We start from the raw sequence: 26,296 nt of genomic DNA, 5'->3' as shown, positions 1-26,296 counted from the left end.
GAGGATGAGACAGACGTGATTGCTTCTGCTCCTAACGTTTATCTGGATTTTAAGTGGGTGGGATATGACTCGAAGAGTTATGTCCCACCCACTTGCATTGTATTCAATTAAAATCTTCTCTTTGACAAACACCAAAAAAAGAGCTATTATTAATGCATAGGTTGACTACGTATGTAGTTAATTGCGATATGACAAGAAAACAATAAAAAGGAGACTTTTTATGTCAGAAAAGAAAAAAGCTTTAAGTATCACTGACGCAGAATGGGAAGTCATGCGCGTTGCTTGGGCAACGGGGGAAACGACAAGTAAAGAAGTGACGGATATCCTCAATGAAAAAACTGAATGGAAAAGCACTACCGTCAAAACATTATTGAGCCGTTTAGTCGATAAAGGTATGCTTGGAACGAAGCGTAACGGCAATAAATTTACCTACTTTCCTTTAGTTGAAGAGCGCAAAAGCATTGAGGCCCTTTCAGAGGAAATGCTGACAAAAGTATGCAGTAAAAAAGTTGGGAAAGTCCTTGAAACAATCATCAATGAAAGCTTGTTAAGTTTTAACGATATCGATGAATTGGAAACCTTACTGAAAGAAAAACGAAAATCAGCTGTGGACACCGTGCCTTGTAACTGTATACCTGGTCAATGTCAGTGTCATCTAGCTCGTTAAATCAATACCATAAAAAATATAAGGAGTGTTTATCAATGGAAAAAACAGTAACGATCAACGGAATGAAATGTGACGGTTGCGTGACTATCGTCAAAGAAAATTTTGAAAAAATTGCAGGTGTGCAATCAGCAACTGTTGACTTAGAAAAAAAATCAGCATCTGTAACGAGTGATAGAGAAATTTCAAATGATGAGCTGCAAAACTCATTATCAGAAACTAAATTTACTGTGGCTTAAAAAAATAGGCTGCGAAAAAAGATAGTTTATTCTAATGTAAAGAGTGGTCAAAACTGTTTTAGTTTTGACCACTCTTTTTTTGTATACTAAAAAGGCAACAATTCGTTTTTTTGAAAATGTTCGCGCTTACATTTTTGCCAAGAAATGTTGCAACAATCTCCACTAATCAATTGCTCTACACCACTATATAATGAAATCAAGCAAGGAGAGAAGCAGATGAAAGATCGAACAGTACAAATTTTTAAACGCTTTATTTGGTCGGATTATCCTTTGACTCTTGGCGAGTTAAGCGAAGATTTTCAAATCAGTAACAGAACGATCAGGAATGAAATCAAGGAAATCAACGAGTTTCTTGATGAACGGACATTACCTGAAATTAAAACGATCCGAAATAGAGGTATGTGTTTAAATCTTGATCAAAAGGAAAGGGAATTATTGTCTGTCTGTATTGATGAGAAAAATGAATTGGATTACTTGAATCGAGAAGAACGAATTTTTGACCTGATTTTAGCTTTTGCTTTAGCGGAACGGCCTGTGTTTTTATATCAAAAAGAATCAGAGTATCAAATCTCAAAAAGCACAATGGATGAAGACATGCGCAGGGTCAGAACGATTCTTTTAGAGTATGGCATCGAAGTACTGAGTATTCCTAAACAAGGAATCATCTTAAAAGGATCAGAGCGAACGATCCGAACCATGATTTATGATGTGATCAATCGATCCATTGATAGTTTACGGTTTCTTGATGGAAATGAAGTTGGCTTGAGTACACCAGAAAAATATTTATTTCGTTATATTCCTAAGAATATATTAAAGGAAATCGATCATGTCTATCATCAGACGATTTCTTCAAGAGAAGATCTCTACCGCAATCAATTGGTCATGTTTACTGCTATTTGGCTAAGCCGCTATTTAAAACAAGAATTGATCGTTGACTCTTCGTGGGAAATAGTTGATACAGGTCAAAATAAGCTTCAAGCATTTGTTGACAATCTGTGCCAAAAACTTGCAGTGAGACCACCGATATCTGAAACAAACTATATTATTTTTATGTTGGAATCCTTCAATACAGGTAGTATCAGTAACTCTGTAGAGTGGGTACAAGCGCAATTATTATCGATCCAGCTCATTCAATTTGTTGAACAAACGACTAAAATTCCTTTTTCCAAAAAAGAGGAATCACTCCATGAAGGTCTGTATCGGCATATGGCTGGTTTGATCAGCCGAGTAAAAAGTGACATTCAGATTTTAAACCCTTTAAAGGAAAATATTAAACGATACTATGGAAATATCTATTTTGCGATCGAAAAATTTGCTCCTACCATTGAAGCAATAACTAGAAAAGAGCTTAGTGAGGATGAAATAGCTTTTTTGACCATTCATTTTTCAACCTCTGTTAGTGCGATCAATCAAGAATTGACGTATACCTATAAGGCGGTTGTTATTTGTAATCATGGTACAGCGACCGGTCGACTATTAGCTGAGCATTTAAAAGAACTATTCAATATGGATGTAATAGCGGTCTTAAGCACTGGAGAAATGGATCTGATCAAAAAATTAGATGTGGATTTGATTTTTTCAACGCTTAGTTTAACTTATCCAGACAAACCAATTTTAGTTGTAGATCCAATCATTAAAGTCGAGAGCCGAAAAAATATCCAAGCCTTTTTGGAACAAAACAAACAATATAAACGTCTAATAAATAATGCCAATGATTCTACTGAATTGTTTTACCGTGTGCTTGACTTGATCAAAGAAAGTGGTGGAATGATCTCCAGTACGATTTATCAAAAGTTAGAAAAGACCTTTGATAAGAACCATTTAAAGATAAATAAAAGGGAGTTGCAGCCGATGCTAAAAGATGTCTTAAAGAAAAGCGATATCTTGTTATTAGAAAAATGTCCAGATTGGGAGAGTGCGATTCGACGAGTGGCTTCTCCATTGCTAAAAGAAAAGTGTATCGAGGAATCGTATGTAACTGCGATGGTCGGGTCTGTTAAAGAATTTGGTCCATATATCGTGATGGGAAAACACCTCGCTTTAGCCCATGCACGACCTGAAGATGGTGTAAATAAATTAGGCATCAGCGTGGCAACGTTAGCAGAACCTGTTGTGTTTGGCAATGAAGAAAATGATCCTGTGAAAATCATATTTTGTTTGGCAGCAGTAGATTCTTTTTCCCACTTAAATATTATGAAAAGCTTGATTGAATTGATCAACGATGAAACGAAAATAGAGCGTTTGACCAACTGTAGCAATGTAGCTGATTTTGAAACGATTTTATATGAAGAAGCGTTAAATGAAACAAAATAATAAAAAGACTGGAGCGGATCATTATGAAAAAACTGACGATTTTATTTGTTTGCGGAGCAGGGTTAGGCAGTAGTTTTGCAGCACAGATGGCAGCGGAGGATGTATTAAATCAAAAAGGAGTAGAAGCCAAACTAGAGCATACGGATATCTCATCGGCTGTTTCGATGAATCCCGATATCATTATTACCGCTCAAAATTTTCAATCACAATTTGAAAAATTTAGCATCGATGAAGAAAAAACGGCGATCATTTACTTGAAAAATATTGTCTCAAAAGCCGAAATAGATGAAAAAATCACACCAGTTTGCAAGCAAAAGGCGCTATTTAGCGACCAATATATAAATGGAGGGCGTTATCATGGGGGTCATTAATTTTATCATCGAGAACATTTTGACACAGGCATCGATCACGATCAGCTTGATTGCTATGTTGGGCTTGATTTTGCAAAAAAAATCGATTGGTCAAGTGTTATCGGGTTCATTAAAAACGTTGTTAGGGTTTCAAGTATTAAGTGCTGGTTCTAGTATTATCGTTGGAAGTTTAACTTATTTTGGGGAAATTTTTACAGAGGGATTTCACATGCAAGGGATTATTCCTTCTATCGAAGCAATCAACGGACAGGCGATGAATGAACTTGGATTAGGTCGGGATATTGCGTTAACCTTTTTAGCAATTTTTGTGTTTAATATTTTGATTGCTCGCTTTACAAAATGGAAATATATCTTTTTAACGGGACAAGCTATTTTATGGATGGCGACAATGACAACAGTTTTTGGTTATTTTGCAGGTCTTCGTGGGATTGTTTTGATTCTTGTAGGTGGATTTATCGGAGGCGTCTTTGCGGTTGCAATGCCTGCAATTGCCCAACCATTTATTAGAAAAATAACTGGTTCTGATGATATCGCGCTAGGGCATTTTTGTACCATTGGTTATTTATTTGAAGCGGGTGTTGCATGGATTTTTGGCGAACGTGGTGAAAATAAGAAGTCGGTGGAAGATCTTAAATTACCGAAATCGTTTGAGTTTCTGCAAGATACGTATTTGTCTGTGATGGTTGTGATGGTGCCGCTATATATCGTGACTGTGTTGTTCGCAGGTGAAACATTTGCTTCAACCTTATCAGGCAACCAAAATTATATTATGTTTGCCTTCTTACAAGCGATCCAATTTGTTGTAGGTGTCTATGTTTTACTAGCAGGCGTTCGTTTATTACTTGGAGAAATCGTACCAGCCTTTAGAGGGATTGCGATGAAATTAGTGCCAAATGCGATTCCGGCGTTAGACTGCCCAGTGTTTTTCCCTTATAGCCCAAATGCAGTGATTCTAGGTTTTATTACAACGACGATTGGGGCCGTTTTGGCGATGTTCATTTTACCAACATTTGGCTTGGCAATGATTTTACCAGGCATGTTGACGAACTTTTTTGCTGGCGGGACAGCGGGAATTTTTGGAAATGCAGTCGGTGGTAGACGTGGCGCAATCATTGGCGGAATCGCACATGGCTTTTTTATTACATTACTGCCCGCACTATTAGTGACGATTTTCAATAGCATGGGCTTTGTCAACGCTACAGCGACGGATGTAGATACTGTCACAGCGGCTCTCTTATATGCTTGGATCATTAGTCCGATCATGAAGGCCTTTTAAAAAGGAGGGGAACGATGTTTGATTTTTTTAAAAAGAAAAAGACAAGTCTAGTGAAAGTAGACGTAGAAGCGGTTTTGACAGAGGAACAAAAAAATGAACTTCATAAAGAAATCGATCAAGTTACAGCGGAAATCGCTGCATCAGAATTAGCAGACAATGCTTTAGCTGAAAAATATGAAAAAATGGGTTTATTATTTGTACAACTAAATGAAATCGACCAAGCAATCACGGCATTAGAAAAAAGTCAGTCCTGTAAAAATAGCATTGGTCAGGGCTATAAAAAATTAATGAGTTTGTACAATCAAAAACGAGCTGAAGCTGCCAAAAATGGTGACAGTGATGGAATCGACTTGTGGATGAATAAAATGGATGACATGCGGCAAATCGCGAAAAAAGTGACGATCAGCGGTCAGTAAAATTGAAAAGAATGGGGAGAAATACATGTATACAACATTGAAAGAAGTTACGAAAACAGCAGAAGAATTGAATTTTACCGTAGGCGCTTTTAACGCTCACAATTTAGAAATGCTACCAGAAATGATTCGAGCAGCAAAAGAGATGGGCGCGCCGATCATTATTCAAACCAGTGTGGATACAGCAAAATATATTGGGTATGATGTCTTAGTTTCCGTAGTAAAAACGATGGCAGAAAAAGAAATGGTCGATGCAGTATTACATTTAGATCATGCCAGAAATTTTGATGACATCAAAGAAGCGATCGATCATGGGTATACTTCTGTTATGTATGATGGTTCTCATTTACCGTTTAAAGATAATATCTTAAAAACCAAAGCAGTAGTGGAATATGCCCATCAAAAAGGCGTTTCGGTTGAAGGGGAATTAGGAACGATCGGCGGTACGGAAGAAGGCATTCATGTAGCTGAAGATGACAAAGTTTATACTAAACCAGAGGATGCGCTGGCCTTTGTAGAGGCAACAGGAATCGACGCGTTAGCGATTGCGATTGGAACGAATCACGGGCAATTTAAATCCAAGACAGAAGTCAATGTCCCCTTATTAAAAGAAATCAATGCAATCGTTGATATCCCTCTTGTGATCCATGGTGGAACAGGGGTAAAAGAAGAGGACTATCCAGAGTTGATCAATAACGGTATTCGTAAATTTAACGTTGGGACAGAGCTTTTAGTCAACTGGACGAAAACAGCCAAAGAATCCTTTGAAGAAACGGCGGTCAACAAGTCCTTACGCTACAATGTTATTCCTGCCAATGAAGTCTGTCACGATATTGTCAAACACAAGATTGGTTTATTCATGAATGTTGAAAGTCCGATCCATTTACGTTAGTCAGATGAAAAAATATTTGATTTTACTTGCAGGAAGTCCAGCAACGGGCAAAACCTATTTGATCCAACAAATTCGCGAACAAATACCTAACTTATTTTTGATTACGCCAGATGAGGGAAAGGAATTGTTAGCTGATTCAGTCGGTTTTGACAATCTTATGGAAAAAGCTCAGTTAGAAAAAAGAGTGTGGTCCTTTTATTATAATGTTTTAGCATTATATATGGAGGTTGGCAAACAAGTGATTGTTTCAGAATACCCGTTTAGTGATAAGCAAAAAGAGAAACTAGCCCAATTAGCTGAAACCTATGAATATGAAGTGATTACGGTTCGGTTAGTAGCTGATTTTGACGTATTATGGGAACGAAGACACCAACGAGACTTAGAGCCGGATCGACATCTGAGCCATCTAATGACCCACTATCATTTTGGAGACACCTTAGAAAATCGTGTGAAGGCGGATAACCATATTACAAAAGAGCAATTCAAACAAATAATCGAAGCAAGAGGATATAATCAGTTTCAACTGGGTGAATTACATGAATTTGATGTTACAGATTATCAGAAAGTTGATTATGGTGCTTTGATCGAATATTTGGCAGATAAAGTTGAGAACGGCAACTAAAAAATACTGTGATACAAAATAGAGGCATTCCTGAACATAATTCAGAAAATGCCTCTATTTTGTATCAGTAAAAAGATAGAAACGAAGCAATCGGATTACTTTGTTTCTTTACGATAGACCATCAAATAATTCATCAGCATGACACCATTACGATATTGAACCTTTTGTTCGACTAACTCAAAGCCAAGCGATTCAAAGAATGGTTTCGCCGTGATCGAAGAGTAAACTGTGAGCTCTTTGGCGCCTGTTTTTAATGCATGATTTATCAAATCTTTAGCCAGCATTTTTCCGATACCGTAGCCGATCCATTTTTTATCTACATACAATAAATCAAGCTCACCAGAATCAGTAATATTGCCAAAGCCGATCACTTCCATTCGATTCAGAGCAACAACGCTATAGGTAGACGAAAGTCTAGTATGCCATTGTTCATAATCAGGGTTTAGCTGAATCAATTGTTCGATTTGTTGTTGCGTATAGTCTTTCTTATTAATTGCTTGAACAGTACCGTTAAATATAGCAAGTATGTCTTTTAGATCAGATTGTTGATATTTTCTCAAACTGAATACAGTCATTATTCCTTCACTCCTATTCACTATGCTTAGTTTAATCACATAATAGAAATATGTCAAAGTATAATTGACAGAATAGAGCATTTTTTAGCAAAATAATCCACTCTATTTCCGTATCAAGTGATGTTTCTACTAAAATAAGGGAATTTGTTGTGGATGTAAGCCTAATGACTCATTCAGCTTCCTAAAATATCTAGGATATTCCGATAGTATTTTTCAGTTAATGTACTGTCTTTATTAGTATAATAGTATAACTTATTTTTTGTCCTGATTGCTAAGATCGGCTTTTTATCCGTTAAAACAAGCAAGTAAGCAGGTTCACCATTGACCTGGAATTCTCCAGTCAAATAATTTTCTGTCGCTGTTCCGTAAACACGCAGTCTATCTTTAGGCAGATGATTGATCAATTCTACGGATTCAATATCGTTTAAATCGATCTGTCTGCGCTGACTCAATGGTGCTGATAAGTAGATGCTACTGCGAGTCGTAGTCAATTCAAATGGATTACTTGAAAAATCACTGATCAACATCGGAATACTTGCGGCGACAAGAGCAATCAAAACCAATATACCTGTTAGTCCTAAAGTGAATTTTCCAGCAGGTCTGCCTAAATTGACAGAAATATTCATCCCGACACGATCTGGCACCATGATTCTTTTATCATTTGGATTAATATAGATTCCATATTTCCAATATTGATCCTCGTCGCTGTAGCGATACTCTTTTGCTTGTGCAATCAATTGATCTTGCTTTTTTCTAGAGGAGAATAAATAATAAAAAGTAAAGAGCACAAATACAAGCATAAGAATCAGATAACCAATTGAAAATGCCATCATTTGTTCATAAGGAACCATTACTGAACCTATCGCCAGAAAAGCTATAGGGCTTAAAATAAAAGCTGAAACAGCCATTAAAACAGACCAATGATGACGCATTTGATCATTGACCAGTTGATTGATCATTTCATCGCTTGTGACCGGCTTAACAGGAAAACGTGCAATAAAATAATAAAACAGCAAAAACATGCCCATCATTAGAAGAGAAATAAGGCAAATGATCCAATTACCGTTAGCTGATCCAAATGTTGTAATGGAATAGAGACAACCCGAAAGAGTAATCAAAACACTAGGTAAGAACCACCAAACAGAAATTAATTTGCGATTTTTATTGGCTACTAATGTTGTATCGACTAAAATCGGACTGATTGGTAAAATCCAATTATTTTGAACTTTTACCGTGGTCATTTTACGTATGTAAACAACCTGTAGGTAAAAAGAAGTCCCAATATACCCAATCAGCATCATCAGAAAATAGAGCATAACGAGCGAATCATAGGGGATGACAAGGATTGGAAGGGCAACAATAGAGAAAATCAAGGCACATTGCAGTAACCTCTTTTTGTATGTTTTACTGACGGTTAGAACTTGTTCCTCTTGTAGTTTATCTTTAGGTAAAGTTGTTTCTAAAATAATATTTTTATGCGGATTTGCAGGAATCCTACCTGCGAAAGCCATTAAAAAGTTGACCCCAACAAGTAATAAATAAAGAAAGAAATTCATTTTCAACACACCTTTTACTGTTCAAATTTTTTATAAATCTGTTTCACGTCTTCTTGTATCGTCTTTTCTGATAATTGATGGACATTAGCTACAGCTAATAGTAGTTCCAAGTCTTTTAAAAATTGTTCTTGAAATGCGGGCGTTAAGGATTGCTTTTCAGCGACTCTAGTGCCATTACGTCGATCGGTCAAAATATAGCCGTCGTTCTTCAATAAAGTATAAGCTTTGGAAACAGTCATCATATTTACGCCAATTTCATCTGCCATTTGCCGAACAGAAGGAAGAACTTCCCCGGTCTGTAACTCATTTCGGGCGATTCCAACGATGACTTGATTGTAAATCTGTTGATAAATCGGCGTTTGACTCTGCGTATCAATTTCTAATAACATGGTTTCACCTCTTTTTATTCTTCTTTGTATTAGTAATGATAATACAGGTGGTACAATAAAGCAACTTTATTTGATTAAAAACTTGAGGGAATGAAAATTCAGGCATATAATGAAAAAGGAATACGATGAGTGAAAGGATGAATCAAAATGTCAGTAATTGAACCTACAGTAACAAAACAATTTCACGATACCTTTGTGGAAAACAATAAACAAAATGCCTTACAACGCGGAGTTGTCAAAAATGGCATTACCGCCTCTGCTCAAAATCAAAGCGCTGAAGTGAACAATGTCCCGGTATTTTCAGTAGATATCGCCACTGGAAAAGTGGCCAATCAAAAACAAAGTGGTCGTTGCTGGATGTTTGCAGCGTTGAATACATTTAGACATAAAATGATCAATAGCTTTAATTTGAAAGATTTCGAACTTTCTCAAAACTATACTTTTTTCTGGGACAAATATGAAAAATCAAACTATTTCTATGAAAATATCATTGCAACAGCTGATCAAGAATTAGACAGCCGTAAAGTTGCTTTCTTATTAGCAACACCTCAACAAGATGGCGGACAATGGGATATGATCGTTTCTCTTTTCCAAAAATATGGAGTTGTACCAAAAACGGCCATGCCTGAAAGCAGTAATAGCTCCAATTCTCGTGATCTAAACAATTATTTAAATAAAAAGCTAAGAAAAGATGCCGCAGTTTTACGTGAGTTGATAACTAGCGGAAAAACAGCGGCCGAAGTTCAAACGGCCAAAGCAGCAATGCTAGGAGAGGTCTATAATTTTTTAGCGATTTCATTAGGAACGCCTCCAGAAACAGTTGATTTTGAATACCGTGATGAAGAAAAAAATTACCATTTGGATCAAAATTTAACACCGCAATCGTTTTATGAAAAATACGTTGGCGTGAATCTTGATGACTATGTCAGTGTGATCAATGCACCTACAGCAGATAAGCCTTATAATCAAACGTATACTGTAGAAATGCTAGGCAATGTTGTTGGAGGAAAAGAAGTCAAATATATCAATGTGGATATGACGACATTCAAAAAATTAGCAGTCGCTCAACTTGAACAAGGAGAATCCGTTTGGTTTGGCTGTGATGTAGGTCAATCTTCTACAAGAGATAGCGGGATTATGTCCTTAGATGCCTATGATATGAATGATTTATTCGATATCGATTTCACTATGACCAAAGCACAACGTTTGGATTTCGGTGAAAGTTTAATGACTCATGCCATGGTATTGACTGGAGTAGATATCATCGATGGTGCTTCTACTAAATGGAAAGTGGAAAATAGCTGGGGCGAAAAAGTTGGCGATAAAGGATTCTTTGTGATGAGTGATGCGTGGATGGATGAATACACCTATCAAATCGTTGTACGTAAAGATTTATTATCAAAAGAATTACAAGAAGTTTGGCAACAAGAACCTACAGTTTTAGCCCCTTGGGATCCAATGGGTGCACTAGCTTAAATATCCTCTATATATTCACTTCAAAAAAGGTAGAGGGTGGATAGAAGTGTTTAACACTGAGAATTGAGTAGGTACACGTATCATCAGATCACTACGCTCTTTGTGATTCTTAGCAGCTCTAGCCTGTTTTCTGCGTAGAAGTTAATGAGGTCAAAAGGTGGTGTAATGCAGTGTAGTAGCTGCTTCTACTCTCACCATTTATTCGCATTTAGAGTCCGAAACAAAACTGACGATGTTTATAAGTAGTCTTTCTATGCTACAATTTATTGATAAGTAAAGAAGGAAGGTAGGTGTCCTATGCAAATACCTGTTTATGTTGCCAGTGGATTTAGCAAGGATCATAAAGGTGGAAATAAAGCAGGAGTGGTATTGATGGAGAAAACACTGACCACGACTCAAAAAATGGCGATAGCCAAACAACTAGGCTATGCGGAAACCGCATTTATATCAGAATCTATGATTGCTGATTATAAATTTGAGTATTTTACACCAAAAGAAGAAGTTGATCTATGTGGTCATGCGACAATTGCATCTTTTGTAATACTGAAGTATTTGAAGAAACTGTTTCAAACGCACTATACGATTGAAACAAATAGTGGTGTTCTTACTGTGACCATTAAAGAGGACATCATATTCATGGAACAAACCAGCCCGATGTTCTATGACGTTTTATCTCCAAACGAGCTTAGTGACTGTTTTGATATTAAAGCTATAGACTATAGAAACCCAATTCAAATTGTTTCCACAGGCCTAAAAGATATTTTAATTCCAATAAAAGACGAAACACAATTACAGGCACTACAACCTAATTTTGAGAAAATCAAAGAAATTAGCAAGGATTACAATGTTATTGGAATGCACCTATACACATTTAATGAGGGACGAATGATCTGTAGAAATTTTGCTCCACTATACGATATTAATGAAGAAGCGGCGACTGGAACGTCAAATGGTGCTTTAGCTTGTTATCTTTATCAACGACTTGGCTTGTCAAAGGAAGTCTATGTATTTGAACAAGGATATTCTTTACACTCGCCTTCAGAAATAGTAGTTAAACTAACAACGAATAGCGAGAACGAGATAGAAAAAGTCTACGTTGGCGGCAAAGGCTATTACTGTGAAACAAAGGATCTGACTATAGAAAATAGTGAACGAAAATAAAATACACATAATAAAAGATCCAACCTCTAAGAGACAGGATCTTTTTATTACGCCAAGTCTATGTATATTTTCAAAAAGATTTTAGTGTGTTATAATTTGTATAGACAAAAGAAAGACGCTGACATTACTACCGCCTAAAGTAAGTAATATCAACGTTGACTGATTCACTAGGAATCTTTTTTGATAAGATAAGTGTATCATATGTTGATTAGATTTACAAAATCAGGATGCTGTAATTTACAGAATTATCTGATCGAATAAAACATTTCTATAAGAAAAGATATTTTTCAAGAAAATGATTGGAAGAAATATCGGTCAAATACATGAATTTTTATGTATTTGTGAGGAAAATAGCCCCCAAAAAGTTGATTTCAAGCAATTAGACAGAACCAAAATTGATTTATTAAGTTTTATTTAATAAAGTAAGGGAAATTTTGCCTATTGCCAAAACATTTATAGTGGAGTAGAATGAGAAGCAGTTTTAGTCGATTGAAACATTAAAATTAAATCAAATAACTTTAATAGGTGGCGCCGGCTACTTATTATCAAAAGTGTGAATTCACAATTCGTAGGCCTTAGATAGAATTGTTGATTGACACTTTTTTTATTTGTTGATCATATAGTTTTGAAACAGGCTAAAAATAGAACGAGGAAATGAGGGACTGTTCAGTGCATCCGCAGTTGGTGCAGAGGGAAAGAGAGTATTTTTATAGCTGTATGTTTAAATTTTAGGAGGTTTTTAGATGAATAAGGATTGGATAAAATTAATGATCGGAGCATTTTTTGAAGTATTGTGGGTGATTGGAATGAAGCATAGTAATACTTGGTGGGAAATTTTATTAACAGTTCTAGCTATTTTCATTAGCTTTTACGCATTGATCCGTTCGGGAGAAACATTGCCAGTCGGAACGGCTTATGCGGTATTCGTGGGCTTGGGAACTGCAGGTACAGTGATTACAGGAATCCTGTTTTTGGAGAGGAATTTAAAATAGCCAAGATTCTATTGATCGCATTATTATTGATTGGTGTGATGGGCTTGAAATTCGTAACAGGAGAGAAAGGAGCTGAACAAAAATGAGTTGGTTATTTTTGATTACCGCTGGAATTTTTGAAATGTTAGGAGTCGGATCGATCAGTCGTTTTAACCTTAATAAAGATAAAAAAAACTTATTCATGTTGTTTTTGACATTTGGTTCCAGCTTTATCTTTCTTTATCTAGCAATGAAGAGTTTACCCATGGGAATTTCGTATGCTATTTGGACAGGCATTGGAGCTGCTGGGGGAGCTATTTTAGGAATGCTTTTTTATGGTGAATCAAAAGATTGGCGTAGAATTATTTTTATTGGCGTTATTTTAGCTTCTGTCATTGGTTTGAAACTGATTGGGTAGCTAGGAATTATTTAGTAGCAAATCACGTTATTTTGTGGTAGTTGAAAAGAATGAGGTTGGGTCAGAAGTGTTTAATCCCGAGAAATAAGAAGAGATTCAAGAAAATTGCTCTTCAAATTTTTGTGAATCTCAGCTTATTTCCAAAGGGATTGCTTCTGATCCCACCGTTTATTCGGATTTAGATCCCGAAACAAAACTGATTTTTAGTTTTGTCCCGGACTCATTCTTTTCAACTACCACTTTCTTTTTCAGAGTATGTACTATTATTAAGTGTGCAATGTAGATAAATTGTCCTTAGTTTATTCCTTGTGTTTTTATGTGTAAATGCGGTGTGTGATTCTTAATTGATTTTTCTTAGTAAGTTGTGCTTACGGATATGGTTATATACCGTTGGTACAGAGATATTACATTTTTTTGCAATTTCAGGAACCGATAAATCTGAATTGACATAAAGGTTCAGCGCTTCGTTTACTTCTTTGGTTCGCGGTGGGCGTCCTAGTTGTTTTCCATTTTCTTTGGCGGCTTCAAGACCTGCCATCACTCTTTCACGAATTAATTCTGCCTCCATTTCAGCAAATGCACCCATCACAGTGAAAAAAAAGCGGCCCATTGCGGTTGTAGTATCGATATTGTTTTGAATACTGACAAAATGAATATTCCTCTGATCAAATTCTTCTAATAAATTCAGCAGTTGCTTTGTTCCGCGAGACAGGCGATCAAGTTTGAATATAACCAGTGTATCCCCTGACTTTAAACAGGACAATACTTTATTCAGCTCACTCCTAGATGTTTTTCTACCACTTTCTCGTTCCTTATAAATCTGGTCAACGCCGTATTGTTCGAGCGCTTTTTGTTGAGAGTCGAACTTTTGTTGATGTGTACTGACACGCATATAGCCTATAACAGCCATTAATGAACACCTACCTCTAAATAATTGATAATTGCCATATTTCAGGCGAAAAATAAACTGTTGCTTCATCATTCAGCATTTTCTATAGCCAAATAAAATCGATAAAATTGTTGCAACCACCGCCTTTGAAGATGAAAGATACAAGTAGTAAAAAATATTATTAGAATACTATTGACTTTCAGTTTTCTCTATAATAAACTAATGATTTTTATAGAGCTGAAACGCCTGTACTTTTTTTTAGGAGAAACAGTTTGGAAATACGTTATGAAAGGGTTTAGCCATTCATACGTATTTCTTTTTTGCGTTTTAGTTGATTTTCTCAATATCATTAGTTTTTTGGACACTTAAAATGACTGCAATTTTAAGTTGAAATGCCTGTTCTAGTTGATTTTGAATGAGGAGTCATTGTTTTGGGTAAGTACGAGGCAAAGTGAGGGTTCAGACAAATGGCAGAAGAGCGGCACAAGAAGCAACAGCCTGCTAAAAAAAGACGTAAATCACCACCAAAGCAATCAACAGATGAAAAACAAGTCGTAAATCGACCCAAAAAAGCAACGAAGCCGGCAGATAGAAAGCCGCATCCAAAGAAGAAAAAAAGAAAGCCAACATCTGTTTCACACAAAAAAAGACCTGTTGCTCAACAATCTAAAAATCCTGTTTATACGATATTATTCAATGTGATTTTTTATGGATTTATTTTGTTAATGATTTTTGGCTCTATTGCTTTTGCGACGACAGGTAATACAGATAAAAGTGTGTTGGGTTATCGATTTTTCGGCGTACTGACAGATTCAATGGTGCCGCGAGATCCTGAAAAACAAAAAGGCGGTTTTCATTCTGGAGACATTATCATAGTCAAAAATATTGCAGGTGATAAGGCCAAGGTCGGAGACATCATCACCTTTCGACCAAGTATTAAAAGTCAGGCCTTTTTAACGCATAGAGTGAAAGAAAAGCTCGATCACTTAGGGGATACAAAAGGAACCTACTACATTACACAAGGAGATGCCAATTTAGCAGAAGATGTTCCGATCAACGAAAAACAAGTGATCGGTAAAAAAATTGCTGTGATTCCTAAAGTTGGTGCGTTTCTAAATTTTATACGTGAGAACCCGCTTGTGTCGATTATCTTTTTAATTTCGGTGTTTGGATTCATCACGATTATACGATATTACATTTTAAACAAATAAAGGTATTCACTTTTTGATAGGGGAAGAAAAGTAATTTTTCTATTATTAAAAAGTTAATAATAAAAAATATTTTGGGAGGAAATTGAGAAATGAATAAAAACAGAAAGAAAAAAGTCCTTGCTTTAGCAAGTGGTTTTGCACTGGTTGCCGTATTAGCAGCAACATTTGCCTGGTTTACCAGTGAAGACGAAAAAAATAACCACTTTGAAGGGCAAATCGCAACAGGAAAAGATATTGAAGTAGTGGAAACATTTGAACCACCGACCGAATGGGATCCAGGGTCAGAAGTAAACAAAGATGTAGCAATTGCCAATATTGGTAAATACAAAACATTGATTCGTGTATCTTTAAAAGAATCATTACAACTTTTACAAGATCATCAAGCAAAACCAACAACTGGTGCTGAGCTTGAAGGTAAAACAGCTGATGATGTTTATGTATTACCAGGAACAGATGCTCCAGCAGGTTTCACAGCTTCTACATTTGATGGAGCTGCGCCGAAAATCGAGATTACAGCAGGCGATTTTAAAGGAACTTACACATTAAAAGTGAAAGAAAAATCTGAAACAGTTGGCACAAAAACAACGTATACGTATCGTTACGCATTTGAAAAAGACGGCGTATTATACCATGCAAGCGGTATAGATGGCTTCACTCGCAATGCAGCAAATCAAATCAGCCTAAAATCTGGTACACCAGCACTTAGCTATGTATCACTAGCATATCAACCAGCTGATGAAAAAGAATGGACCAACCCAGTTTATGCACCGACATTTACACCAGATGGCACATTGATTTGGAATGCGCCAGCAGCAACAGGAACAGGCAATATTCAAATTTCATTCAACAATATTACAACAGATCCAACAGTTGCTGATAAATGGTATTTCAACTCTGCTGACGGTTATTTCTACTATACAAGCGTAGTAGATCCTGGTGTGAATACAGCACAATTGATGGATGCAGTTAAATTACTAGGAACAGCAGGCAATGAATACAGTAAATTGATCTATGATTTAACCGTTAAAGGTCAAGGAATTGCAGCATATAAAGATGCTGTAGATGATTGGTTACCAGCAGGTGGAACTTTAGCAGACGCTTTGAAAGCATTAGTACCTGCTAAATAATCAAAAACCGTTAACTATTTGAGGAGGAAGAAAAATGCAAAGAAAACACAGGATGACAGGGTGGTTTCTGATGGGACTATTTTTATTGGTCAGTTTATCACTCGTAATTAAACCTGTTGAAGTAAATTCTGAAACAAATCTTCCTCCTGGAATAGTAGCTGGTGATGATCAAGGGATTAAAATACAAAGCGACGGACAATACCTAGTGGATATTCGTGATGTGGAACCAGGGAAAAAATGGTCCACCAAAATCACGATCATCAATCTTGAAAAAGATATCCCTTATCATTTAACGATGAGTGTCAGCAAGCCTACACTTATTAGAGGAACTTTGGACTTAGCTCAAGCTATTGAAATGACATTGAGGTATGACGGCAAAAAAGTCTATCAAGGCCCAGTCTCTGGTGTCAGTCAAACATTGAATTTACAAGATAAAGCAACACCGTTAGATTTAGGTACATTTAAAAGCGGTGATACGAAAACGCTAGAAGCAGATTTTGAATTAGACGGAAAAAAATATACCAACAGAGATTTTTTTGAAAAGAATATCATGGAAAATAGTTGGTCATTCAAGGCAGTCAAAACAACACTCCCTGATACACAGGGGCCAGATCAACCCAAAAAACCTTTTTTAGAAAGCATAACAGATAAATTAAAATTTCCAAAAACAGGAGAAGAATGGCGCAATGCATTGCTGTTTTCATGTATCGGTTTGTTCTTGGTTTTAGTTTCTTTATTAATACTTAAATATAAAAAGCAAGAAAAACAACATAGACCAAAGAGAAAAAACGACTAATGATGATAACGTCAATTGAATTTTTTAGAACGATCAAATGACAGGGGGCAGCACAGCATGAAGAAAAAAAAGCAACTTCGAAGAAAAAAACGACAACAAAGAAACAAGAAAACTGTAAAAGTAAACACTAAATTGATTGTCGCTGTCTGCACATTTCTCTTTTCTGGTTTGATGGTTCTAGGAAGTACATACGCATGGTTTGTTTCTGAAGACAGTGAAGTCAATCATTTTGTAGGTTCAAGGCTAGCAGCTGAAATCGTAGAGGAATTTGAACCAGAGTTTGAATGGCAACCCGGAGTGGATACAAAAAAAGTGATTCAAGTTAAGAACACTGGTAATCTTCCTGCATTCGTCCGTATCAGCTTATATGAGTATTTATTAACATTCAAAATAGATACCACTGATCAAACAGGCAATGGTAACTTAGCAACCTCTTCAAAAGAAGTATTACCAACGGTTGATCCAAAAGACACAGGATCATGGCAAGCAGCAGCTGACGCCGGTGGGACTTATTTACGCGAGGGTAAACATGTTATTGCAGAAAAAGCAATTGTTCCTAATGTACTCACAGGAACAGAAATGTATAAATTTAAAGACAGTGGCAGAGACAAAACGGAGCTCCGTTGGTTTCAGTTGAACTTTCCAGATAATGTTTATACTACTGCGCCAGTAAAAGGAACAAAAGATTACTGGTTATATAAAGACGGATATTTTTATTATTCTGAGTTGCTTCAACCTAGTGAAGTCAGTGCATTGGTGTTGAAAAGCGTACGATTGAGTTCGAATGCACCAAATAAGTTTAAAGGTGCGCTATATCAATTAAATCCTCTGATGGATGCCCATGATGCAACGAAAGGACTTTTAAGCACGTGGAATATTGGCAATTCTGGAGAGATATATGACATGTACCATGATCGCTTAAGTGATTAAAGAAAGTAATTTGAAACTATACACTGAACTGAATGACTTGTAAGAGTAGATGGAAAAATCAAAAGGATGTGAAAAGATATGTACGCGCTAGGGATGCTTTCGGATAAACAAACGATACAAGAAAATGAACTAGAACGACTTTTTACTGATTTTGATATTCAGATTTATGACTTAGAAAATACGGATCTAGCCTCCATACAAGGTATCTTGCTTCAAAAAAATGAGCATGTTCGGATAGAAAAATTATTTCAATGGCTGATAAAACTTCAAGAAATGCCATCAAAACCGATTTGGATTTTGATGGATGAACCATTAGGTGAAGAAAAAATTGTCTATTTGAAATTAGGAGTTACTGGCTTTTTATTAGCATCAGATTCTTTTGATGAGATTGCGATGACTATCAAGAATGGCATACGTTGCATGACAATAGAAAAAGAACAAGGTTTTTATCTAGATTCGTCAAGTTTAACTGTGCGGTTTGGGCGTAAAAAAATCATTCTGACTAAATTGGAATATGCATTGTTGGATTGTTTGTATACATCCAACAACAAGGTTCGTACTTATGAGGAAATCGCTGAATATTTATGGGATAAAGAAGAGATTGCACCAAAATATCGTGTCGCAAATTTAGTTTTCCATATACGTAAAAAAATACAAATGGTTGATGATGAATATGCGGATATTATCAAAACTGTTCGCTCAAAAGGTTATCGGTTGAATATACCAGAAGAATTGCTTAAGTAAGAAGTAGGAGCATAAGGGATTTTGATGTTTCGCACATAGTTAATTACGTCAGTATAGGGAGTGGATGGATCGTGAAAAAAAAGCGGAAGGTAAAGAAGTATTTAAGCATAAAACAATGGTGCTTACTTACGGGCTTTTTGGTAATGCTATTCAGTCTTTCATTTGGCTTGTATCAAACTTACGCTGCTTTGACCGATTCTGATCAAAAGCAGAACGAATTCAGAGTTGGTAATCTTCAAAACACTATCGAAGAGGAATTTGACCCGCCAACAGTGCTGGAGCCTGAGAAAGACTATTTAAAAAAAGTAACGATCAAAAATACGGGAGAACAGGCAAGTTTTATCCGAGTGTTAGCCTTACCTATCTTGACCAAAAAACAGCCAAATGGAGCAATTACATTATTGCCGGCAACGGTAAATGGTCCACAGCCAGTACTAAGTGTTGATTATAACCTAAAAGATTGGATCGATGGTAAGGATGGCTATTTTTATTACAAATATAAGTTGGTCAAAGGAGCCAGCACTGCAAACTTATTTACTAATGTAAAAATGAATCAAGCGAACATCACAGAAGAATATCAAGGTGCTACGTTATCCTTTGAAGTGAAAGCAGAAGGTATCAACACAACCAAATTTGCATATAGAGATGCTTGGTGGGGCGGAAAAATACCGACTGAGAATCCTCAACTGGAAGTGGATAATACGTTAAAAAATCAAACAGTGGATGAGTAGCTGAAATTCTAAAAGCAAAGAAGGTAGATACTGTGTTTAAGAGAAAGAAAAACAGGCAACTGAAATGGATTAAAGGGCTGATAGCTATTTTTTGTTTGATTGGTTTCGTCTATACAGCTCAATCTTTCTTAGTGGATACAAACGCTCCAGTGAAGGCGGCCAAAAAAACCGAATTAGCACCAGGGAAAGTTGGTATAAGCAAAATAGCAGAACCTGTAGCAGGAATGGTCAATCAATGGGATATCACGTTACGTATTGAAGGCCGCAATCAATTTCCGCCGCCGGCAACAGATATTGTACTGATTGTTGATACTTCTGGAAGTATGAAAGATAATGACCGAATGATCAAAGCCAAAACGGCTGCTGAAAAATTTGTGAATATGGTCTTAAGAAAAGATTACGAAAATAGAATCGCACTTGTTACATACAGTAGTGAAGTAACGAATTATACCTTTAATGAAGCTGGTTGGAGTGGCCAATTTGTTGATCCAGCTCATAAAGGATTGTTGATCGATAAAATCAAAGAATTGGAACCCGTGGTAAATGGAGGAACCTATACACAGGCTGGAATCAAATCAGCGACTGAAGTGATGGCAAAAGCAACAGGTAAAAAAAGAAATATTGTATTGATATCTGATGGCGTGCCCACCTATAGTTATCCACCAACAGCACCATATAATCAGCTGGCTGGCATGGAAAAATTTGACTATCTACAAAATGGCTATGACTATTATGAAACTGTTAAGACCATTCCAAAAGAAAATTTTGACTATAGCAAAAGATATGGAAATGGTGCGAGATACCGAATTGGTGCATTCGCTCCTGAATATGAACAACCACAAGATTCCAAAAATCGCTTGATGGCTAACCATGCACATAGTGCAATAGCCGAAGCAACGATTTCAAAAAATGAAAAGAGAGCAGATGGCGAATTGGTTGTGACCGATTTTTATACGATCGGTGTAGATATGGACTCAACCTCACAAGATGATGAAGTGGTTACAGGAAATCAGACGATGAAAGAAATGGCTACTTCTGAGGATAAAAGTTTTGCTGCAACGGCTGATAATTTAGAGGATATTCTAAGTGGAATTGCTGGAGAAATCGTCGGAGCAATAAAAACTGCCTCTGTTGTTGACTCAATGGGAGACGGCTTTGAAATGGACGGTGGAATCTCTGCTACTCAAGGGATAACTGAGATTAAGGAGGTAGCTGGTCGTCAAACGATCTATTGGGAAGTTGGAACACTTAAAACACCAGTTTCTAGTGATCCTGATGAAGATGTCATGTTTGCAGAAATCAAATATCGGGTGAACGCTGGAAATGATGTCTTGAAGCCAGATGTTATAGGCGAAGACGGGCTAGCAGCAACGAATGAGGAAGCAACAATTAAGTATAAAGATTATAGTGATACTATAAGAGACCGTACGTTTGATGTACCATTTGTCAAACCGATCATTGTTAGTTTACAAAAAAAGTTACTGAATGAAAAAGGTGAAGAAATAAATGATCGAACAGAAATGTTTGACTTTAAGTATGGAAACGATTCATACACTACAAATGATCGATTTTCACTCTATTCAAATGACATTAAGAAAATCGTTCATCCATGGAAAGCGGATCAAGATTATTTTGTAGAAGAGCTCTTAAAAGCGAATCAAGATTATGAAACAACGATCGATATCAACGGACTAGAAACAAAAAATTCCAAAGCTACATTCAAATTTGCACTGGCTACTAAAGATCACGCACATCAGCAGATCATTGTGACGAATAAGCAAAATCCCAAAACGAAGACCGTTTTGTTAAATATTCGTCAAAGCGTACTCAAGCCAAATTCTGAACTAGTTGTTCCATCAAAAGGCTTTTACCATTCGACGATCGATGAGACACAACAGTCCATCAACTTGATTTCTGAAAGTACTACAAAGGATACCGCACCTGAAGTCTCACAAACGCTTTTTACTAAATATGAAATAACATTAAACAAGGATCAGAAGCTGCTAAAAATAACTGATTTAGTTCCTGAATATTATACATTTTTCGGTTATATTGCTACGAAAACAAACGAAAATCTAAATACGATCCATTTATCCAGTAATACAGCTGCATTGATAAAAAACAATCAAGCTGTATTAGATTATCAAACAGATAATGAATATTGGGTAACGATGTTTATTACACCTAATTTTGGGGAAGATAGTAATGGTGAGTCACCGAGACCCTATAGTTGGGATTACAAAGTAAATAAGTTCGGATAATAATTGGATTTCTAAAAAAAACAAATAAATTAATAATAAATGGCGTTCGAACGTAAGATTTTTTTGTACTCAAGTACAGTGGCTTTATAATCTAAATTTTCTAAAATAGTCAGATAATGATTGATTTGAAGGTTCTCTGACTGTTTTAGATTCGCCGTTTGAGCAATCTCATAGTTTAGTTTTGCAATAATCGTTTCAAACAACCGGTAATTATTTTGAGCATTTTCTTTAGCCAGAGTCGAAAATAGTAAGGTGTTCTCATAATCTTGACAATTAAGACATAAGCTAGAAAGGTTTAAATAGATTCTAAGCTTAATATCTTGATATTGTTCTAAATGACTGAGGACATCGATTTTTTTGCCGACCAGAATTCCCAACGCAATCGCCTCTGAAAGCTCAAAACAATATAAGGAATTGTTTAACAGTTTTAATTCATAAAGATACCATTTGTCGATACCAATCAGATATTGTTTGATCGGCTGCATCAGTTCATTCAAAAAATTGGTCGCCTCAGCTTCTACGGGTTCTTTGTTCAAATAGGACATCGCTTGAGTGATTAAATTTAGGTGGAAATACTGTTGCTTATTGGTCAAGGAATAAAAATGTTGAGACTTTTCAGCAAGCGAATCAAGCATGTTCTGATCCTTTTTAAAGACAGCTTGACTTAGCTGACGGTATAGCTGCATTTCTGTTGGACACATTTCTGGATCAAGCAAATAAAGAAATTCATCCACTGAAATAAACAGCTTTTCCAGTATCATCAAAAATTTATCAAAAGACGGCATGCTGACATTTGTTTCGATTAAATAATAAGTTTGCCTAGTCATAATACCGTTATAGATGTCTTTTTGGCTAAGGCCTTTTTCTAGTCGTATTTTTTTTATTAACGTTCCATAATCTTTCAAATTATAGTTCCCCTCTCCATCGGTATAAAATACTTTACCTTGTGAAAAACTTTATGGTACATATGTTATTATAGCAAAAACATTAAATAACTAGTGCAAAATAAAACAATTTTTAAATTTATTTTTATTTTTTGGAATTTCTTTTTAAATAGAGAGAGGAGTGAGCAATATGATTGAATTATTTATCTGGTTTATTACTTACTAAAATTATTCGTTAGAAGTTAAAAATCAAAAATTGTTGAGGGAGTTTTATTGTATGAAACAAAAAATTAGCTATTTATTTTTTCATTTATTTTGGTTTTGTTAGCAATCAGTACGATAGGTACAAAACAGGCTGAAGCAGCCCAAAATACATCGTGGGCAACAGCAGCGTCGGGAAATGGTCAGACCGAAAATCTATTCACAAATGATTATCTGTCAGGTGTTCAAGAGAAACTGTCGACTGGTTCAACCGTAGCACCCCGATTCTTTGCTCCTGTGTCATGCGGAGGCATTCAAGTTATTAAATATGATGGACGGACAAATGCTCGATTATCTGGTGCTCAATTTACGATCTATGATAGATACAATCGTGTTGTTCAAGTGATCCAGACTAATTACAATGGTATTGCTGAAACCCGATCATTGCCAATAGGGAGTTATTCAATTCGCGAAACAAAGGCACCAAATGGTTATCAATTAGAAACAAGCGCAATGTACTTTAACATTTCATTTTCTGGACAATTCATTTGTCTGACTAAATGCAATACACAATTACCGCCAACTGTATCAAAAGGAACATTGAAAGTCATTAAAACGAATGAAAATAATCAAGCGTTGGCTGGAGCAGTTTTTGACGTTTATAATTCAAATAATCAGTTTGTGGGAAGAATCACAACAGATGCCACAGGTACAGCTTTTCTGTCAGGACTTCCATACGGAACATATATGCTGATCGAAGTGCAAGCACCAGCGGGTCATCAATTGGATACAACGCCAAGATACGTGACTATTTCTTCTGCATCACCTAATGGAATAACAAGCATCAGCATCTTGAATAAAAAAGTCATTACCACAGGTGCATTGCAAGTCATTAAACAAGACGAAACCGGCAAACGCTTGGCAGGAGCAGAGTTTGAAGTTCGAAATGCCAACGGAGTTGTTGTTGGAAGAATTACAACAGATGCAAATGGAGTTGCTACATTGGGCAATCTACCATTTGGCACCTACCAATTGATCGAAACAAAAGCCCCAGAAGGCTATGAGCTAGATACTACCCCAAGATATGTCACAGTATCTAAAACAGATCCAAACGGAAAAGTAAGTATTACAGTACTAAACAAGAAAAAAGTTACGACTGGTGCACTTGAAGTGATCAAACAAGACGAAGCAGGCAAACGCTTAGCAGGAGCAGAGTTTGAAGTTCGAAATGCCAACGGAGTTGTAGTTGGAAGAATTACGACAGATGCAAATGGAGTTGCTACATTGGGCAATCTACCATTTGGCACCTACCAATTGATCGAAACAAAAGCCCCAGAAGGCTATGAGCTAGATACTACCCCAAGATATGTCACAGTATCTAAAACAGATCCAAACGGAAAAGTAAGTATTACAGTATTGAACAAAGAAAAAGTTGCCACGGGTTCACTTGAAGTGATCAAAGAGGATGAATCAGGCAAACAACGTTTAGCAGGAGCAGAGTTTGAAGTTCGTGATGCCAACGGCAAGGTTGTCGGTAACATTACAACCGATGAAAACGGAATGGCTACATTGAAAGATCTGCCTCGTGGAACCTATCAATTAATCGAAACAAAAGCACCAGAGGGTTATGAATTAGACGCAACACCAAAAACGGTCGTTATTTCCAAAGATGATCCAAACGGTGTGGTTAGTATAACGATTACGAATAAGCTAGAAAAAACAACTGGCGATCTCGAGGTAGTGAAAAAAGACGAAGCTGGAACGCTTTTGGCCGGCGCTGAATTTGATGTGTATAACTCAAATGATCAGCTAGTTGGCAAGATCACAACAGACGCAAATGGTATCGGTCAATTAACAGATTTACCATATGGTACCTATAAATTGATTGAAACTAAAGCGCCAGAAGGCTATGAATTAGATACAACACCAAGATTTATTACCTTATCTAAGACAGATCCAAACGGCAAAGCTTCAATTGAAATAGTCAATAAAAAAATAGAGTTGCCTGCGACAGGTTCATTAAAAGTCATTAAATATGTGAAGGATTCAGATCCAATCGTCTATTTACCAGGAGCAGTTTTTGAGGTATATGACGGTGATACTAACCTGATCGGTACGTATACGACAGACAGTAATGGAGAAATTCTTTTAACGGATCTAGAACCAGGAAAGTATTATGTCATTGAAATCGAAGCACCGCCAGGCTATGAACAAGATACAACTTTCTATGAAGTAACCGTTGAATCAGGCAAAGTAGCCGAAGTTAGACATGCGAATGTTAAAAAAGAAAACTTAGGCGGTTTGAAAATCACAAAATACGCCAAAGACGAAGATGGTTTTGAAACGACTAACGTCTTGCCAAACGCTGAATTTGAAGTAACGGATTCAGCAGGTAATGTTCACAAAGGAACCACTGATACTCAAGGTGAATTATTCTTCCCAGGCTTACCTGCTGGTGAAGTGACGATCACTGAAACAAAAGCTCCGGATGGCTATGAAATTGATGCAGCAGTTCAAACGAAAACAATTGTTGCAGAAACAATTACAGAAGCAGTCTTTTATAATAAACCAAAACAAGACCAGGGGCGTGCGTTAGTTTACCTTTCAAGTAATGATGCTAAACAGGTTCTAAAAGGCTTGGAATACAATATCGTTTGTACGAAAGGTGCCGCTTTTGAGACCACTGTTGTCACTAATGCATTTGGTCAAATCAGTATCTACTTATTACCAGGAGAGTATACGATTGAACCTGCTGAAAAAGGTAGAACGACTACTAAGCCAACAAGCTTCAAAATCGAAGCAAACAAATTCACTATTATTAAATTAGTAATCTAAGCTATTGTAGTGAGGAAAAAAATGTTTTGAAATAGAGAGTTTAATAAACGATCTATTTTAAATAAATGGGAATAAAAGTGCACATTTTATTGTCGTAAAAAATCATTTAGGAGGAAAACACACTATGAACAAACAAGCTGAACAAAAAGTTGGGAAATCTTTTGAGGAATTAACACCAGAAGAAATGAATAAAGTACAAGGAAGCTTTGGTTGGAGCTGGTCTTCATCATCTTCATCTTCATCATCAAGTAGCTGTTACTCTACAAGATGTAGCTATAGCTGCTGCTCTTCAAGATGTTGCGGATGGTAATCTAAAATAAGCAAGTTGCTAGACGAGTTCCTTTTGATAGG

General features: G+C 36.4%; 25 protein-coding genes and 1 pseudogene. 21 read left to right on the top strand and 5 right to left on the bottom strand.

Annotation, left to right across the window (positions count from 1 at the left end; genetic code table 11):
* The first annotated feature begins 220 nt into the window (after nucleotides 1-220).
* The 8 genes from V192_RS0117575 to V192_RS0117540 all read left to right on the top strand — a co-directional run bounded on the left by V192_RS0117575 (nucleotide 221) and on the right by V192_RS0117540 (nucleotide 6,790).
* Entirely contained in the window at nucleotides 221-667 is a 447-nt protein-coding gene (locus V192_RS0117575; protein ID WP_025873587.1) for a CopY/TcrY family copper transport repressor, read from the top strand.
* A gap of 35 nt (nucleotides 668-702) precedes the next feature.
* Nucleotides 703-903: a heavy-metal-associated domain-containing protein gene (locus tag V192_RS0117570; protein WP_025873586.1), complete on the top strand. Its 201-nt coding sequence runs from the start codon at nucleotides 703-705 to the stop codon at nucleotides 901-903.
* 216 nt (nucleotides 904-1,119) lie between these two features.
* The gene (locus V192_RS0117565) at nucleotides 1,120-3,216 is read left to right on the top strand and encodes a BglG family transcription antiterminator (protein ID WP_025873585.1); all 2,097 of its coding nucleotides are present in this window, start codon (nucleotides 1,120-1,122) and stop codon (nucleotides 3,214-3,216) included.
* A 23-nt stretch (nucleotides 3,217-3,239) separates the two neighbouring features.
* A complete protein-coding gene (locus tag V192_RS0117560) occupies nucleotides 3,240-3,587 on the top strand; it encodes a PTS sugar transporter subunit IIB (RefSeq protein WP_025873584.1) in 348 nt (115 codons plus the stop codon).
* Nucleotides 3,574-4,863, top strand: a complete 1,290-nt coding sequence (locus tag V192_RS0117555; RefSeq protein WP_025873583.1) for a PTS sugar transporter subunit IIC — start codon at nucleotides 3,574-3,576, stop codon at nucleotides 4,861-4,863. The genes V192_RS0117560 and V192_RS0117555 overlap by 14 nt, the downstream gene beginning before the upstream one ends.
* A 14-nt stretch (nucleotides 4,864-4,877) precedes the next feature.
* Nucleotides 4,878-5,279 (top strand): hypothetical protein, encoded by a 402-nt coding sequence (locus V192_RS0117550; protein WP_025873582.1) that lies wholly within the window; start codon nucleotides 4,878-4,880, stop codon nucleotides 5,277-5,279.
* A 25-nt stretch (nucleotides 5,280-5,304) separates the two neighbouring features.
* A complete protein-coding gene (locus V192_RS0117545; protein WP_025873581.1) occupies nucleotides 5,305-6,168 on the top strand; it encodes a class II fructose-bisphosphate aldolase in 864 nt (287 codons plus the stop codon).
* 4 nt (nucleotides 6,169-6,172) lie between these two features.
* Nucleotides 6,173-6,790, top strand: coding sequence for a P-loop nucleotide/nucleoside kinase family protein (locus V192_RS0117540; RefSeq protein ID WP_025873580.1), 618 nt, complete (start codon nucleotides 6,173-6,175; stop codon nucleotides 6,788-6,790).
* 95 nt (nucleotides 6,791-6,885) lie between these two features.
* Here the strand turns inward: V192_RS0117540 and V192_RS0117535 are convergent, their stop codons facing one another.
* The 3 genes from V192_RS0117535 to V192_RS0117525 form a co-directional block, all read right to left on the bottom strand.
* Nucleotides 6,886-7,365: a GNAT family N-acetyltransferase gene (locus tag V192_RS0117535; protein ID WP_025873579.1), complete on the bottom strand. Its 480-nt coding sequence runs from the start codon at nucleotides 7,363-7,365 to the stop codon at nucleotides 6,886-6,888.
* A 173-nt stretch (nucleotides 7,366-7,538) separates the two neighbouring features.
* Nucleotides 7,539-8,921, bottom strand: a complete 1,383-nt coding sequence (locus tag V192_RS0117530; RefSeq protein ID WP_025873578.1) for a DUF5808 domain-containing protein — start codon at nucleotides 8,919-8,921, stop codon at nucleotides 7,539-7,541.
* A 14-nt stretch (nucleotides 8,922-8,935) separates the two neighbouring features.
* Entirely contained in the window at nucleotides 8,936-9,310 is a 375-nt protein-coding gene (locus tag V192_RS0117525) for a GntR family transcriptional regulator (RefSeq protein ID WP_025873577.1), read from the bottom strand.
* 147 nt (nucleotides 9,311-9,457) lie between these two features.
* Here V192_RS0117525 and V192_RS0117520 point away from each other — a divergent pair, with 147 nt between their 5' ends.
* The 4 genes and pseudogenes from V192_RS0117520 (at nucleotide 9,458) to V192_RS0117505 (ending at nucleotide 13,336) form a co-directional block, all read left to right on the top strand.
* The gene (locus tag V192_RS0117520) at nucleotides 9,458-10,786 is read left to right on the top strand and encodes a C1 family peptidase (RefSeq protein ID WP_025873576.1); all 1,329 of its coding nucleotides are present in this window, start codon (nucleotides 9,458-9,460) and stop codon (nucleotides 10,784-10,786) included.
* A 297-nt stretch (nucleotides 10,787-11,083) separates the two neighbouring features.
* On the top strand, nucleotides 11,084-11,947 hold the full coding sequence (locus tag V192_RS0117515; RefSeq protein ID WP_025873575.1) for a PhzF family phenazine biosynthesis protein: 864 nt from the start codon (nucleotides 11,084-11,086) through the stop codon (nucleotides 11,945-11,947).
* 743 nt (nucleotides 11,948-12,690) lie between these two features.
* Nucleotides 12,691-13,025, top strand: a pseudogene (locus tag V192_RS20610) (DMT family transporter).
* Nucleotides 13,022-13,336, top strand: coding sequence for a DMT family transporter (locus tag V192_RS0117505; RefSeq protein WP_025873574.1), 315 nt, complete (start codon nucleotides 13,022-13,024; stop codon nucleotides 13,334-13,336). Before V192_RS20610 ends, V192_RS0117505 begins: the two are co-directional and overlap by 4 nt.
* 340 nt (nucleotides 13,337-13,676) lie before the next feature.
* Here V192_RS0117505 and V192_RS0117500 read toward each other — a convergent pair whose 3' ends face one another.
* Entirely contained in the window at nucleotides 13,677-14,246 is a 570-nt protein-coding gene (locus V192_RS0117500; protein ID WP_025873573.1) for a recombinase family protein, read from the bottom strand.
* 446 nt (nucleotides 14,247-14,692) lie between these two features.
* On the opposite strand from V192_RS0117500, the gene V192_RS0117495 reads away from it, so the two are divergent.
* From V192_RS0117495 to V192_RS0117465, 7 genes are all read left to right on the top strand, one after another.
* Nucleotides 14,693-15,436 carry a signal peptidase I gene (locus V192_RS0117495; RefSeq protein WP_025873572.1) on the top strand — a complete coding sequence of 248 codons (744 nt, stop codon included), beginning with the start codon at nucleotides 14,693-14,695 and terminating at the stop codon, nucleotides 15,434-15,436.
* 89 nt (nucleotides 15,437-15,525) lie between these two features.
* Nucleotides 15,526-16,563, top strand: coding sequence for a BsaA family SipW-dependent biofilm matrix protein (locus V192_RS0117490; RefSeq protein ID WP_025873571.1), 1,038 nt, complete (start codon nucleotides 15,526-15,528; stop codon nucleotides 16,561-16,563).
* Nucleotides 16,564-16,597: 34 nt separating this feature from the next.
* The gene (locus V192_RS0117485) at nucleotides 16,598-17,359 is read left to right on the top strand and encodes a hypothetical protein (protein ID WP_025873570.1); all 762 of its coding nucleotides are present in this window, start codon (nucleotides 16,598-16,600) and stop codon (nucleotides 17,357-17,359) included.
* A 57-nt stretch (nucleotides 17,360-17,416) separates the two neighbouring features.
* A complete protein-coding gene (locus V192_RS0117480) occupies nucleotides 17,417-18,289 on the top strand; it encodes a BsaA family SipW-dependent biofilm matrix protein (RefSeq protein ID WP_025873569.1) in 873 nt (290 codons plus the stop codon).
* A gap of 78 nt (nucleotides 18,290-18,367) precedes the next feature.
* Nucleotides 18,368-19,033 (top strand): winged helix-turn-helix domain-containing protein, encoded by a 666-nt coding sequence (locus V192_RS21030; RefSeq protein ID WP_025873568.1) that lies wholly within the window; start codon nucleotides 18,368-18,370, stop codon nucleotides 19,031-19,033.
* Nucleotides 19,034-19,104: 71 nt separating this feature from the next.
* Nucleotides 19,105-19,764 carry a hypothetical protein gene (locus V192_RS0117470; protein ID WP_025873567.1) on the top strand — a complete coding sequence of 220 codons (660 nt, stop codon included), beginning with the start codon at nucleotides 19,105-19,107 and terminating at the stop codon, nucleotides 19,762-19,764.
* Between the two features lie 32 nt (nucleotides 19,765-19,796).
* Nucleotides 19,797-22,025, top strand: a complete 2,229-nt coding sequence (locus V192_RS0117465; protein ID WP_025873566.1) for a vWA domain-containing protein — start codon at nucleotides 19,797-19,799, stop codon at nucleotides 22,023-22,025.
* Between the two features lie 29 nt (nucleotides 22,026-22,054).
* On the opposite strand, the gene V192_RS0117460 is transcribed toward V192_RS0117465, so the two are convergent.
* Nucleotides 22,055-22,930, bottom strand: coding sequence for a helix-turn-helix domain-containing protein (locus tag V192_RS0117460; RefSeq protein ID WP_025873565.1), 876 nt, complete (start codon nucleotides 22,928-22,930; stop codon nucleotides 22,055-22,057).
* A gap of 300 nt (nucleotides 22,931-23,230) precedes the next feature.
* Between V192_RS0117460 and V192_RS0117455 the strand changes: the two genes are divergently transcribed.
* Together V192_RS0117455 and V192_RS21475 are read left to right on the top strand one after the other, a co-directional pair.
* Nucleotides 23,231-25,945, top strand: a complete 2,715-nt coding sequence (locus V192_RS0117455) for a SpaA isopeptide-forming pilin-related protein (RefSeq protein WP_239644730.1) — start codon at nucleotides 23,231-23,233, stop codon at nucleotides 25,943-25,945.
* 124 nt (nucleotides 25,946-26,069) lie between these two features.
* On the top strand, nucleotides 26,070-26,255 hold the full coding sequence (locus tag V192_RS21475; RefSeq protein ID WP_128080838.1) for a serine-rich class II lanthipeptide: 186 nt from the start codon (nucleotides 26,070-26,072) through the stop codon (nucleotides 26,253-26,255).
* The last annotated feature ends 41 nt before the right edge of the window (nucleotides 26,256-26,296 follow it).

This window comes from Enterococcus crotali, assembly GCF_000633635.1.
Classification (GTDB): Bacteria; Bacillota; Bacilli; order Lactobacillales; family Enterococcaceae; genus Enterococcus_L; species Enterococcus_L crotali.
Note: the sequence above shows the minus strand (reverse complement) of the source record. Positions and strands in the feature narration are given on the sequence as shown.